Annotated in this window: 12 protein-coding genes; 4 read left to right on the top strand and 8 right to left on the bottom strand. The window is 70.1% G+C overall.

All coding sequences use genetic code 11. From position 1 onward, the window contains the following. The 4 genes from KBW98_RS00840 to KBW98_RS00855 form a co-directional block, all read right to left on the bottom strand. Positions 1-857 (bottom strand): protein-glutamate O-methyltransferase CheR (locus KBW98_RS00840; protein ID WP_211518191.1); only part of this gene is annotated, 857 nt, incomplete at its 3' end. Then, positions 844-1,314 carry a chemotaxis protein CheW gene (locus KBW98_RS00845; protein WP_211518192.1) on the bottom strand — a complete coding sequence of 157 codons (471 nt, stop codon included), beginning with the start codon at positions 1,312-1,314 and terminating at the stop codon, positions 844-846. The genes KBW98_RS00845 and KBW98_RS00840, both read right to left, overlap by 14 nt. Positions 1,315-1,684: 370 nt before the next feature. Further along, positions 1,685-2,317, bottom strand: a complete 633-nt coding sequence (locus KBW98_RS00850) for a response regulator transcription factor (protein WP_211518193.1) — start codon at positions 2,315-2,317, stop codon at positions 1,685-1,687. After that, complete coding sequence (locus tag KBW98_RS00855) at positions 2,314-6,075, bottom strand: ATP-binding protein (RefSeq protein ID WP_211518194.1); 3,762 nt, start codon at positions 6,073-6,075, stop codon at positions 2,314-2,316. Before KBW98_RS00855 ends, KBW98_RS00850 begins: the two co-directional genes overlap by 4 nt. Positions 6,076-6,400: 325 nt before the next feature. Between KBW98_RS00855 and KBW98_RS00860 the strand changes: the two genes are divergently transcribed. After that, positions 6,401-7,186, top strand: coding sequence for a YdiY family protein (locus tag KBW98_RS00860; RefSeq protein ID WP_373888880.1), 786 nt, complete (start codon positions 6,401-6,403; stop codon positions 7,184-7,186). Between the two features lie 2 nt (positions 7,187-7,188). On the opposite strand, the gene KBW98_RS00865 is transcribed toward KBW98_RS00860, so the two are convergent. The 3 genes from KBW98_RS00865 to KBW98_RS00875 are packed head-to-tail and all read right to left on the bottom strand — an operon-like array spanning position 7,189 to position 9,319. Further along, a complete protein-coding gene (locus tag KBW98_RS00865) occupies positions 7,189-7,692 on the bottom strand; it encodes a GNAT family N-acetyltransferase (RefSeq protein ID WP_211518196.1) in 504 nt (167 codons plus the stop codon). Further along, complete coding sequence (locus KBW98_RS00870; protein ID WP_211518197.1) at positions 7,689-8,999, bottom strand: MFS transporter; 1,311 nt, start codon at positions 8,997-8,999, stop codon at positions 7,689-7,691. The genes KBW98_RS00865 and KBW98_RS00870 overlap by 4 nt, the downstream gene beginning before the upstream one ends. After that, entirely contained in the window at positions 8,996-9,319 is a 324-nt protein-coding gene (locus tag KBW98_RS00875) for a thioredoxin family protein (protein ID WP_211518198.1), read from the bottom strand. Before KBW98_RS00875 ends, KBW98_RS00870 begins: the two co-directional genes overlap by 4 nt. A 154-nt stretch (positions 9,320-9,473) precedes the next feature. Here KBW98_RS00875 and KBW98_RS00880 point away from each other — a divergent pair, with 154 nt between their 5' ends. The 3 genes from KBW98_RS00880 (at position 9,474) to KBW98_RS00890 (ending at position 11,800) form a co-directional block, all read left to right on the top strand. Then, entirely contained in the window at positions 9,474-9,653 is a 180-nt protein-coding gene (locus tag KBW98_RS00880; protein WP_211518199.1) for a DUF3606 domain-containing protein, read from the top strand. Positions 9,654-9,809: 156 nt separating this feature from the next. Continuing rightward, complete coding sequence (locus KBW98_RS00885) at positions 9,810-10,943, top strand: mechanosensitive ion channel family protein (protein WP_211518200.1); 1,134 nt, start codon at positions 9,810-9,812, stop codon at positions 10,941-10,943. A gap of 17 nt (positions 10,944-10,960) precedes the next feature. Next, on the top strand, positions 10,961-11,800 hold the full coding sequence (locus tag KBW98_RS00890) for a glucose 1-dehydrogenase (protein ID WP_211518201.1): 840 nt from the start codon (positions 10,961-10,963) through the stop codon (positions 11,798-11,800). Between the two features lie 2 nt (positions 11,801-11,802). On the opposite strand, the gene KBW98_RS00895 is transcribed toward KBW98_RS00890, so the two are convergent. Continuing rightward, positions 11,803-12,249, bottom strand: coding sequence for a hypothetical protein (locus KBW98_RS00895; RefSeq protein WP_211518202.1), 447 nt, complete (start codon positions 12,247-12,249; stop codon positions 11,803-11,805). Between the last annotated feature and the right edge of the window lie 32 nt (positions 12,250-12,281).

The raw sequence follows: 12,281 nt of genomic DNA on the forward strand, positions 1-12,281 counted from the left end.
GGCCCGGGGTTGGGCGGCGCAGCCGCCGCGATACGCCGGCTGTCTTTGCGGTAAAGCACGGCATCGGGGTGGTAGCGCGGCGTGAAACCGGCGAACAGCTCGGACGAGGCTTCGCTGGGATTGACGACCAGCCAGCCGCCTTCCAGCAGGCAGTCGCGCAGGCGCGCCACAACCTCGCGCATCTGCGCGCGCGAAAAATACATCAGCACATTGCGGCAGAAGATCAGGTCCATGGCCTTGCAGTCCGGCGGATACGGTCCTTGCGCCAGGTTGAGCTGGGCGAAGCGCACCTGGCGCCGCACCTCGGGGCGCAGCAGGTAGCGTCCTGGCGCCGTCTCGGCGAACCACGCGGCGCGCAGCACCGGCGCAGTGCGGCGGAAGGACCAGTCACGGTAGACGGCGGCGCGCGCCACGTCCAGGCTGGCTGGATTCAGGTCGGTGGCCAGGATCGCGCTCCGTTCCGGCGCCAGTTGGGGCACGTTGATGCGCAGCGCCAGCGCCAGCGAGTAGGGTTCCTCGCCGGTCGCGCATCCGGCGCTCCAGACGCGCAGTCCGGCTGCGGGATCGGCCGCCAGCTTGGCGCGGGCGACTTCGCACAGCAAGTCCAGTCCGCGCGGCTCGCGGAAGAAATAGGTTTCGCCGATGGTCAGGTGGCGCGCACACAGGGCGGTCCGGGCGCTGTCCCAGGGCCCCTCGAGCAGCCAGCCTGCCAGCGCTTCAGCATCGGGATGGCCGGCTTCCCGGGCCATGCGTGCAAAGGCCGCCGGCAGCTCGCGCCGGCGCGCCCCGGCGAAATGCAGGCCGGTCTCGGCTTCGATGCGGCACGTGGCGCGCTCGATGGGTTCAGGCAGGCGCATGGATGCCTCCATGTGCGGCGCCGGCCAGGGCGCCCGACAGGCTCGCGCACTCGTCCGCGAACAGGAAGCGGCCCGGTTCGACCACCAGGCAAAGCCCGTCCTCGAGGCGGACCATGCCCGCCACGTAGGGCGCGGCGCCCACCTCGCCAGGGAACAGCTGCGCCGGGTCGCGCTCGGTGACACCGTGGATGCGGTCGACCACGATCCCCGCGAGAAAGCCCGAGAGTTCCGCGACCAGGATCTGCTGCGCCGGGTCGAGCGGCGCCGGGGCAAGGCCGAGACGGCGCCCCACATCGACCACCACCACCATTTCGCCGGCGACGTTGAGCACGCCGAGCACGATAGCGCCGGCGCCGGGCAGCGGCGCCGGTTCTGCGCACGGCACCGCGCGCCGCACGCAGGCGAGCGGCAGCGCGAGGCGCTGGCCGCGGCATTCGAACTCGATCAGTCGCATCATGCTGCCTGGGCTCGTCATAAGGGACGCCGGTGCACGACAGGACGACCCGCCATGCATTGACGCAAGACAATTAACGTTGAAATCCTACCCAAGTCCTGTCTGTCACAACACTGGAGTTACCTGAGGTGTGCAGCCCCACGCGCGAACGCGCGCGCCCATGCGACATGGGTAGGCGAGCTCAAGCTATTGATTTTGATAAGGAAATTTCCCTTAGAATAAGGCTATCCGATTTTACAAATGTCATAGATTTGACAATCGGTGTCGTAAATTTAACGACATAAATAAGTGTCAATACTGTTGCCTTGTAGCAACTACAGGAACGAACGTGCGGGTTCCAGCGGCTGGCGGACGGGCCCTGGCGTGCCGGACCTCAGCCCACCAGTCCGTGCTGGACGGCGTAGCGGATCAGGGCGGCATTCGAGTGCAAACCCATCTTCTGGAAGATGCGCAGGCGGTAGGTGTTGACCGAGCTCACGCTGATCCCCAGTTCGCCGGCGACCTGCTTGATCTGGAGTCCGGCCCCGATCAGGGCCAGGATCTCGCTCTCGCGCGCCGTCAGGCGTTCGTGCGGCGCGCCGGATTCCGGCGCGCGCGCTTCCTGGGCCAGCAGTTCCGCCAGCCGCGGGCCGATATAGGTCCCGCCTTCCAGGACCTTGCGGATCGCCTTGACCAATTCCTCGGCTGCCATGGTCTTGGTGATGTACCCGGCCGCGCCCGCCTTCAGCGCGGCGAGCGCATAGCGCTCTTCGCCGTACATGCTGAGCATGAGCACGCGCTGCTCCGGGAATTGGCGCCGCACCTCAGCCAGTCCCTCGAGGCCATCGTGGCCGGGCAGCGAAATGTCCAGCACCAGCAAGTCGAGCCGGTGTTCGCCAAGGAGCTTCAGCGCCTGCTCGAGGTCGGCCGCCTCGCCCACCACGCGCAGGCCCGGCGCCGAGCGGATGATCTTCTTGACGCCTTCGCGCAATAGTTCGTGGTCGTCGGCGATGACGAGATTGATCATGAAGCGGGTCCTCGTGTCGAATGAAGTGGAACGCGCGCGGACACCAGGGTGCCGCGCGGCGCGAGGGGGCCGGCCAGCAGCTTGCCGTCGACCAGCTCGGCGCGCTCGCGCATGCCCTGCAGGCCGAGCGAGGCGCCGCGGCGCAGGCTGCCGCGCGCGATGCCGACGCCGTCGTCGCGCACCCGCAGCACCAGCATGGCGCCGCGCCGCTCCAGGCTGACCCATACCTTGCTCGCCTGGGCGTGGCGCAGCACGTTGGTCATGGCTTCCTGCAGGATGCGCAGCAGCGCCGCCGCCGCCGGCCGCGAAGGATGCGGGCGGCTCGGCTCGAAGGTCACGTGGCAGGCGATCCGGGTTCGGCGCTCGAAGTCGTGCACGTGCCAGGTGATCGCCGCGTACAGTCCCTGCTCGTCCAGCTCGGGCGCGCGCAGCTCGGTGGCGATCTCGCGCACCAGGCCGATGGCCCGCTCCAGCGTGGCGCTGGCCGAGCCGAGTTCGCCCAGGATGGCGGGGCGCACCATTGGGCGCGCGTCGTCGCGCAGGTCGTCCTCGAGCAGCTTGATGTCGATCTTGGCCGCCGACAGGATCTGCCCCAGCTGGTCGTGCACCTCCCGCGCCAGCGCCTTGCGCTCGTTTTCGCGCACCGATTGCAGACGCTCGTACAGGGTGCGCAGTTCCAGGCGCGCGGTCTCGCTCTCGGTCTCGCTGCGCTTGCGCGCGGTGACGTCGCGCGCGATGGTGACGAAGCAGCGTTCGCCGCGCCAGGCAGGCAGGATCAGGGACACGAAGTGCGCCACCCACAGGCGGCGGCCGTCGGGACAGCGGTAGCGCAGCTCGATCTCGAAGCTGCCGCAGGCGCCGGCCAGCAGGCGCGCGTGGCCGTCGCGCAGGCGCGCCAGGTCGGCGACCTCGATCCATTCGTCGAGACTGCGTTCCGGCAGCATCGCGGCATCCAGGCCCACCAGGGCCGCATAGGCGTCGTTGGCGCGCACGATACGGCCCTCGCGATCGGACAGGGCGATGCCGCCGGGGGCGCGGTCGAACACCGCGGCCAGCAAGCCGTTGGCCGCGCGCAGCGCCTCGGTGCGTTCCTCGACCCGGCGTTCGAGCTCGGCGTGGGCCTGGCGGCGCGCCTGCTCGGCCAGCTTGCGGCCGGTGACGTCGGTGCCGAACAGCAGCGCGCCGTGCGGGGCGCTGTAGCAGCGGACCTCGTACCAGCGTCCCGTGGCGCCGTGGAAATATTCGACCGGCGCGGTATCGCGCCCCTCGATGGCGCCGCGCAGCGCCGCCTCGAGCTCGCTGCCGGGCAGGTCGGGAATCAGACGCCGCACGGTGGCGCCGACCAGGTGTTCCTTGGGCAGGCCGGCCGCCGCCGCGGCGGCGTCGTTGAGAGCCACCACGCGCTGCACCCGGTCGAGGCTGACGACCGTGTCCCGGGTGCCGTCCAGCACGGTGGCCAGGTCGTGGCGCAGGCCGGCGATCTCGCGCCGCAGCGCGGTTTCCTGTTCGAAGGCGGCGCGCCGCACGCGCGCCATCTGCACGTGCGAGCGCACCCGCGCGATCAGCTCGCGCCCGCTGAAGGGCTTGGCCAGGAAATCGTCGGCGCCCGCCTCGAGCGCCTCCAGGCGCGCCTCTTCGCCCGCGCGCGCGGACAGCACCAGCACCGGCACCGCGCGGGCCGCGCCGTCGGCGCGGATGCGGCGCACCAGCTCCAGGCCGTCCGGCCCGGGCAGGGTCGAATCCGCCAGCACCAGGTCGGGCGCGCCCGAGCGGATCGCGGCCATGGCGGCCTCCGCGCTTTGCGCCGAGGCCACGCGGCAGCCGTCCTGGAGCAGGCGCGCGATGTAGCGCACCACGTCCTGGTCGCGTTCGACCACCAGCACCCGGGTCCCCTCGCCCGCCAGCCGCGCGCCGCCATCCGCGCCCTCGGCGGCGCCCAGGCCGTACCGCAGCAGCTCGTCGCGAAAGCGCGCGCGCCGCGCCAGCGAGGACGGAGCGCCGGGCGGCGCGGCCAGTCCCGCCTGGGACGGATCGGGCCGGCGCCATGGAAGCCGCACGGTAAACCGGCTGCCCAGGCCGCGCCGGCTTTCCAGCGCCACGTCGCCGCCATGCATGCGCGCCAGTTCGCGCACCAGGGACAGGCCCACGCCGCTGCCCTCGGCGCTGCGGCCCGCGGCCCTGCGGCTGCGGTAGAAGCGGTCGAACACGCGCCCTGTCTCGTCTTCCTCGATGCCGATCCCGGTGTCGGCCACCTCCAGCTCGATCCAGCCGTCGCCGCCGCCAAGGCGCAGCGCGATGCCGCCCTCCAGGGTGAACTTGAAGGCGTTCGACAGCAGGTGAAACACCATCTTCTCCCACATGTCGCGGTCGAGCAGCGCGGCGCCCGGCGGCAGCGTGTTGTTCAGGGTCAGGCGCAGCCCCGCCGCCTCGACCGGCGCCCGGAACAGGGCCGCGATCTCGGTCGTGACCGGGCCGGGATCGACCGCTTCCAGCACCACCGGCAAGGCGCCCGCCTCGAGGCGGGCGAAGTCCATCAGCGATTCGACCAGCTTGTGCAGGCGGCGCGCGTTACGGTGCGCCATCTCGACCGCTTCGCGGGTGCCGGCCGGCAGTGCGCGCGGCGAGTCGTCGAGCAGCGCGCCAAGCGGCCCCAGCACGAGGGTCAGCGGGGTGCGCAGCTCGTGGCTGGCGCTGGCGAAGAAGTGCGAGCGGCTGCGCTCCAGTTCGGCCATCGCCGCCATGCGGCGGCGCTCGGCGGCATCGGCCTCGGCAATCGCCACGGCGTGCGCGACATGCCCGCCCACCTGGTCGAAAAAGGCCCGGTAGGCGGCGTCGAGCGGACTGCGCGCACTGACGCCTGCCAGCAGCACGCCATCCGGCAGCTCCTGGCCGCCGAGCCGGAACGGCACCGCCAGCATGTGGCGCGGCGCCTCCGGCCAGGGACCGCAATGGCCCAGCACGGCAAGCGCCGGCGCGGCGTCCAGCAGCTGCACCTGGCCGGTCGCGATCGCGGCCTGCGCCGCTCCGGCAAGCGCGTCGGCGAGGGCCGCGGAAGGGGGAGCGGAACCAGCATCCGCGCCTGGCGCGGGCCCGGTGCAGAACAGGCATTCGAGCCCGCCACCCGCCTGGCTGCGCAGCAAAGCGCTGAAGGGCAAGTCGCGCGGGTTGCGCGCGAGCGCCTCGCGCACCCGTGTCACCAGGTCGTCGCTGCGCCGCCCGCGCGCCACCGCCGTGGCCAGGTCGGACACGGTACGCTGGCGGCGCTCGGCCAGGATGCGCGCGGTGGTTTCCATGAAGACGACGAAGACGCCGCCGATGGCGCCGTCCGCCCCCACGATGGGACTATAGGAAAAGGTCAGGTAGGCCTCGACCAGCTGTCCGTGCGGGTCCAGCATCATTTCCAGGTCGTCGCCGCGCACCGCCTGGCCGCCGCGGTAGACCGATTCCAGCATTGGCCCGAAGGTCGGCCAGGCGTCCGGCCAGACGTCGATCGCGCGCCGGCCCATGGCCCAGGGGTGTTTGTCGCCGAAGATCCCCTTCGCCGCCTCGTTGTACAGGTAGACGAACTCCGGGCCCCAGACGATGGCGAGCGGGAACTGCGAGCTCATGCAAGTGCCGGCGGCTGCGCGCAACTCGGCCGGCCAGGCGGCGGGCGGGCCGAGCGGCGTGGTGCTCCAGTCCTTGTCGCCGGCGGCGCCGGGAAGCCTGGCAAAACCGGGCAGGACCTCCGCCCCGGAGGGGGCCTCGTGGCTGGGCATGACGGTTCGACACTCCTCAGGCGCCGGCGAGCGACATGCCGCCAGTCATCTACCGAATTCTACCGATTGCGCATGAGCAATTGCAAACTTTGAAGCGTCAATACGCCACACTTTACCTATGGGAGAGGCGTTCAACGTGCCGCAAAGCATCTCATCGCGCCGTCTTTAGGATACAATGTCGGCCAAGTTGCCGCATTCCGGGACAAACCCGCCGCGCGGCGCCAATCCACGAACGACGGGCCGGCAGGCCCGCCGCGCCTTCGGGTCCGCGGTGGCCGCCGCACAGATGCCAATGCAATCAACTCCGATCCTTGCGTCTCTCCTTGTGTCCCTCCTGACCGCGCACAGCCTGGCCCCGGCCCACGCCGCTGCCCCCGACCTGCCCGATGTCGGCAACGTCCACGCCCCGCTCACGGTCGCCAAGCCGCTCGAGATTCCCGAAGGCGGCTGGTTCACCTCCGCCGAACTGGGCGCGATCACGACTTCGGGCAACACCACCGGCACCTCGGTGACCGGCAAGATCGACGCGCGCCACGAGACGGTCGACTGGAGCCACGAGTTCATCCTCAGCGGCTTCTTCAAGGAAGACGAATACGAGGATGACGAGGGCGTCCGCCAGACCAGCCGTTCGGCCGAACGCTGGGCGGCGTCGGCCAAGGCCTCGCGCAAGCTGGTCGGCCCGGGCCGCCGCGCCTTCGTGCTCGGCTCGCACGTCAACGACCGCTTCGGCGCCTATACCCGCTACTCGACCATCGGTATCGGTCACGGCTCGCGCTGGCTGGACCAGACCGACAAGACCCTGGACGTGGAAATCGGTCCGGGCTATTTCGCCGGCGAGCGCGCCACGGGCGAGGACGAGAACGGCGTGACGGTGCGCGGCGCGGCCCAGTTCCGCTGGCGCGTCAGCCCCTCGGCCTATTTCGCCCAGAGCGTCAGCGTCGAGAAAGGCACGTCGAACACCCACTCGGTGTCCGAGACCTCGCTCAGCACCAAGATCAACGGCACCATGCAGATGAAGGCCGGCTTCAGCGTGCGCAACGACACCAATGTGCCGAGCGACAAGAAGAACACCGACACCCAGACTTCGCTGACGATGGTCTATTCTTTCTGAGGCTACTTCGCAGGAGATTTGGGCCAGCGCAGTTCCTGGTGCACGCCATCGCTGGAAAGCGCTTCGAAGCCCAGTCCGGCGTAGAGGCGGCGCGCGGGCGCGTTGTCCAGCCTGACCCGCAGCGCCAGGACCCGGCCGCCGGCCGCCGCCTCGTCCTGCAGGGCCAGCAGCAGGCTGCGCGCATGGCCGCGGCGCCGCGCACGCGGCGCGATCGACAGGTCGACCACCCGCAGCGCCTCCAATCCTTGGTCGAGCACCAGGCGGCCCAGCGGCCCCTCCCCGTCTTCCACGATCCATTCCTCGGCATGCGGCCAGGCGCGCGCATAGGCCTCGCGCTGCTGCGCCTGCTGGTGGCGGGCGATGCCTTCGATGACGCTAGCCGGCACCGGCAGCGCGCCCAGGTCGGGGCGCGCGGACAGGTACAGCGCCGCCAGGAAGGCGGCGTCGCCCGGATCGCCATCTCTGGGCGCGCGGGCGGACAAGGCGCTCGGGCGCCGCGTGCTCAATGCGCCGCCGGCTGCGCCCGGCCCGCCCGGCCTTGCGGGCCGGCCAGCACCAGGGCCAGCAGACTCAGCAATGCAGCCGCGCTCAGGTAGTAGCCCACGTACTCCAGGCCGTAGTTGGTGGCCAGCCAGGTCGCCACATAGGGCGCCAGCGAGGCGCCCAGGATGCCGGCGAAGTTGAAGGTCAGCGACGCCCCGGTGTAGCGCACCTCGGCCGGGAACAGCTCGGCCAGCAACGTGCCCAGCGGACCGTAGGTAAAGCCCACCAGGCACATGCCCAGCACCATGAACACGCCGGCCGACAACAGGGTCGCGGCGCCGAACAGCGGCCCATAGAGCAGGCCGAATGCGGCGATGGCGGCGCTCACCGCGATCATGGCGGTGCGCCGGCCATGGCGGTCGGCCAGCAGGGCCGAAGGAGGAATCGTCAGCGCGAAGAACACCACCGCGAACAGCTGCAGCAGCAGGAACTGCTGGCGCGAGAAGCCCAGCTTCGAGGTGCCCCAGCTCAGCGCGAACACCGTCATCAGGTAGAACACGACGAAGGTGGCCAGCGCGATCAGGGTGCCCAGCACCAGGGCGCGGGTATGGTTGGCGAATACGGCCACCGCCGGCACCTTGACCCGCTCGTTACGGTCCAGCACCTTCTGGAAGTCCGGGGTTTCGGTAATCTTCAGGCGCACCCAAAGGCCGACCGCGACCAGCAGCGCGCTGGCCAGGAAGGGCACGCGCCAGCCCCAGGCGAAGAATTCGGCGTCGCTCAGGACCTCGCCCAGCAGCAGGAAGGTGCCGCCGGACAGGAAGAAGCCGATCGGCGCGCCCAGCTGCGGGAACATGCCGTACCAGGCGCGCTTGCCCGGCGGCGCGTTCTCGGTGGCGAGCAGCACCGCCCCGCCCCACTCGCCGCCCAGGCCCAGCCCTTGCCCGAAGCGGCACAGGGCCAGCAGCAGGGGCGCCAGGGTGCCGATCGCGGCATAGGTGGGCAGCAAGCCGATCAGGACCGTGGACAAGCCCATGGTGAGCAGGGCCGCGACCAGGGTCGCCTTGCGGCCGATGCGGTCGCCGAAGTGGCCGAACACGGCCGAGCCGACCGGGCGCGCGAAGAAGGCGATGGCGAAGGTGGCCAGCGACTGCAAGGTAGCCGCGGCCGGATCGGCGGCCGGGAAGAACAGGCGCGGGAACACCAGCACCGCGGCCGTGGCGTAGATGTAGAAGTCGTAGAACTCGATCGTGGTGCCGATCAGGCTGGCGAACAGGACGGTGCGCGGCTTGTTGGCCGGTGCGCTGGCGGCGGACGACGCCACGCTCATGCGCCGCCTGCCTGGGCCAGGGCCATGCGCACTTCATCGGCGCTGTCCGGGCGCACCACGCGCGCCACTTCCTGGCCGTCCTTCAGCACCACCAACGTGGGCCAGAGCTTGATACGGAACGAGCGGCCGAGCGGGCGGCCGGGGCCGTCCTCGACCCGGATGTGGCGGGCCGACGGGTAGTCGGCCAGGGCCTGGTCGATGGCCGGCTCGGCGGCGCGGCAATAGCCGCACCAGTTGGCGCCGAAGTCGAGGGCCACCAGGCCCGCCGTCGCATCGATGGCGCTGCGTTCGGGCTGCGCGGTTTCATAAGGTGCTGCCATGATCGTCTCCTTGCTGTTGCTATACCGATACTGCAAGCCTACCTGAAAACCGCGCGCCTGGCATGTCCTTCGCTTTCCCCAACGTGAAACAGCGTACGGAACACGGCGGCCATGAATGGCACTCTGGCATCAGACACGTAAAAAGGAGTCCGTCATGTCAGACAACCTGCAAAAAGCTGGATCGCAAGACCGTTCCCGCATCAACGTGCACGAGGAATGGGAGGTCCGCCACTGGACCGAAGCCCTGGGCGTGAGCCGCGAAGAACTGGAGCGCGCCGTCAAGGCGGTCGGCCCCAGCGTGGACGCCGTGCGCGCGCACCTGGGCCGCCGCTGATCCTCCGCGCGGGCCCGCGAGGCCCGCGCCCCTCACCTATCGGGACAGCTCCGGCTGCCCATGCGGCGCGGCCTCCCGCGCCCGCCCTCTCTTGTTGCCCGTCGTCCGGCGCCCGCCATGGCGCCGCTGGCTGCGCATTCCGGAAAGGAGACCGGTTTGACGATTTCCGCCTTCATTGATTCGCTCGACATTTCCCCCGCCAACGCCCTGTTCGCCCTGGGCGCCGCCATTGCCAGCTTCTTCCTGATGCACGGCGCCCTGCTCCTGATGCGCAAGCGCCTGTCGCGCCTGAGCGAGGAGCGCGCCCACCGCCCGGTGGCCGAAGTGCTCAGCCGGACCCTCGCCCACACCAGCACCCTGGCGATCCTGGCGACCTCGGTCCTGATCGGCCTGTCGGTGCTCGACCTGCCCGAGCCCTGGGACACGCGCCTGGGGCACCTCTGGTTCTTTACGCTCGGCGTCCAGCTGGCGCTCTACCTGCACCGCGCGATCAAGGTCGCGGCACGGCGCTACTTCCGCGCCCACAGCCACGGCGCCGAGGACGAGCAGGTGACGGTGGCGCACACCCTGGTGATCTGGGTCCTGCAGACCAGCGTCTGGGCGATCTTCGTGCTGGCCATGCTGTCCAACCTGGGCATCAACGTCACCACCTTCGTCGCCAGCCTGGGCATCGGCGGGATCGCGATCGCGCTGGCCGTGCAGAACATCCTGGGCGACCTGTTCGCCTCGCTGTCGATCGCGGTCGACAAGCCCTTCGAAGTGGGCGACTCGATCTCGGTAAATAATTTCTCGGGGACGGTGGAGCACGTCGGCCTGAAGACCACCCGCATCCGCGCCCTGGGCGGCGAGCAGATCGTGATCGCCAACGCCGAACTGCTGCGCAACACGGTCTTCAACTACCGGCGCATGAGCACGCGCCGCATCCAGTTCGCGCTGCGCATCAACCCGTCCACGCCGCCCGAGCTCGCTGCGCGCGTGCCGCAGGCGCTGGGCGCGCTGATCGGCGGGCACGACAAGGTGCGCTTCGACCGCGCCCACCTCAAGACGGTCGACCAGAACTGGATCGAGTACGAGGTGGTGTACACCATGCTGGACGCCGACTACAACCTCTTCATGGACACGCAGCAGGCCATCAACCTGGACGCGCTGCGCATGTTCGAGGAGCTCGGCGTCTCGACCGCGCCGCGGCCGCAGCACCTGCTGCTGCAGGAACTGCAGGACCAGCCGGCGCCCCAGGAGCGCGCCGCCGGCGTGCGGCCGGCCGTTTCCGCGCGCTACCTGACACCCTGACCGACAATGGAGCCCCCATGAACCAGCCGAAGCAGCAACAAGAACCGCCGGGCGTCGAAGCCGCCCTCGACCCGCCCGCCGACCACGGCGAAACCAGCTACCGCGGCAGCGGACGCCTGCAGGACAAGGCCGCCATCATCACCGGCGGCGACAGCGGCATCGGGCGCGCGGTCGCCCTGGCCTATGCGCGCGAGGGCGCCGACATCCTGATCGCCTACCTGAACGAGCACGAGGATGCGCAGGAAACCGCACGCCTGGTCGAGGAGGCGGGGCGCAAGGCGGTGCTGATGGCGGGCGACCTGGCCGACCCGGCCCACTGCCGCGCCATCGTCGACAAGGCGGCGGCCGAATTCGGCCGCATCGACGTCCTGGTCAACAACGCGGCATTCCAGATGAGCCACGATTCGCTGGAAGAGATTCCGGACGAGGAATGGGACTACACCTTCAAGGTCAACATCACGGCCATGTTCCACTTGTGTAAAGCGGCGGTGAAGCACATGCAGCCGGGTTCGTCCATCATCAACACCACCTCGATCAACTCGGACAAGCCCAAGCCGACCCTGCTCGCCTACGCCACCACCAAGGGCGCGATCGCCAACTTCACGGCGGGCCTGGCCCAGCTGCTGGCGGACAAGGGTATCCGCGTCAATTCGGTGGCGCCGGGGCCGATCTGGACGCCCCTGATTCCGTCCACCATGCCGCCGGACGAGGTGGCGTCCTTCGGCCAGCAGGTGCCCATGAAGCGTCCCGGCCAGCCGAAGGAAGTGGCGCCCGTGTTCGTGATGCTGGCCTCGGATGAAGCCAGCTACATCTCGGGTGCGCGGATCGCGGTCACGGGCGGAACGCCGATCCTGTAGATCTAGTTGCGGGCTCCGCCGGCGTCGCCGCTGCCGCCGAACGAGACCGCCGCATTGGCCGACGCGGACGACTCGGCCGCCGACTGCGCGGCGCCGCGCACACGGCCCGCAGCTCCGCTTCCCGTAGCCGCGGCCTGGTCGCGTGCACTGTCCGCTTGCTGGCGCGCCGCGCCGCTTGCGCTTGCGAGTGCGCCGCTCACGGCACTGCCGTCGATGCGGCCCGAAGCGGAGCCTTGCGCACCGCCGGTACCGCGGATGTCGCCGCGCATGCCGTTGACGGCGTCAAGACCGCCCATGCGTCCGATGCTGCCGGCGCCGCCTGCCATGCCTCCCAATGAACCTCCGAGCGAGCCGCTCACCGAGCCGCCGAGCAGCTGGGCATTGGCGCCATGGGCCAGGCCGATGGCGAGGGCGATGGCGGCGTACTTGACGATGTGCTTGATCTTCATGTTGGTTCTCCTTGTGATGGCGCGGACTATCC

It is taken from the genome of Massilia sp. ST3 (genome assembly GCF_018119405.1).
Classification (GTDB): Bacteria; Pseudomonadota; Gammaproteobacteria; order Burkholderiales; family Burkholderiaceae_D; genus Telluria.

Coding starts and splice junctions, on each gene's coding strand:
- KBW98_RS00880 (WP_211518199.1), top strand. CDS start 9,474: ATGTCAGACAACCTGCAAAAAGCTGGATCGCAAGACCGTTCCCGCATC.
- KBW98_RS00870 (WP_211518197.1), bottom strand. CDS start 8,999: ATGAGCGTGGCGTCGTCCGCCGCCAGCGCACCGGCCAACAAGCCGCGC.
- KBW98_RS00845 (WP_211518192.1), bottom strand. CDS start 1,314: ATGATGCGACTGATCGAGTTCGAATGCCGCGGCCAGCGCCTCGCGCTG.
- KBW98_RS00890 (WP_211518201.1), top strand. CDS start 10,961: ATGAACCAGCCGAAGCAGCAACAAGAACCGCCGGGCGTCGAAGCCGCC.
- KBW98_RS00855 (WP_211518194.1), bottom strand. CDS start 6,075: ATGCCCAGCCACGAGGCCCCCTCCGGGGCGGAGGTCCTGCCCGGTTTT.
- KBW98_RS00875 (WP_211518198.1), bottom strand. CDS start 9,319: ATGGCAGCACCTTATGAAACCGCGCAGCCCGAACGCAGCGCCATCGAT.
- KBW98_RS00895 (WP_211518202.1), bottom strand. CDS start 12,249: ATGAAGATCAAGCACATCGTCAAGTACGCCGCCATCGCCCTCGCCATC.
- KBW98_RS00850 (WP_211518193.1), bottom strand. CDS start 2,317: ATGATCAATCTCGTCATCGCCGACGACCACGAACTATTGCGCGAAGGC.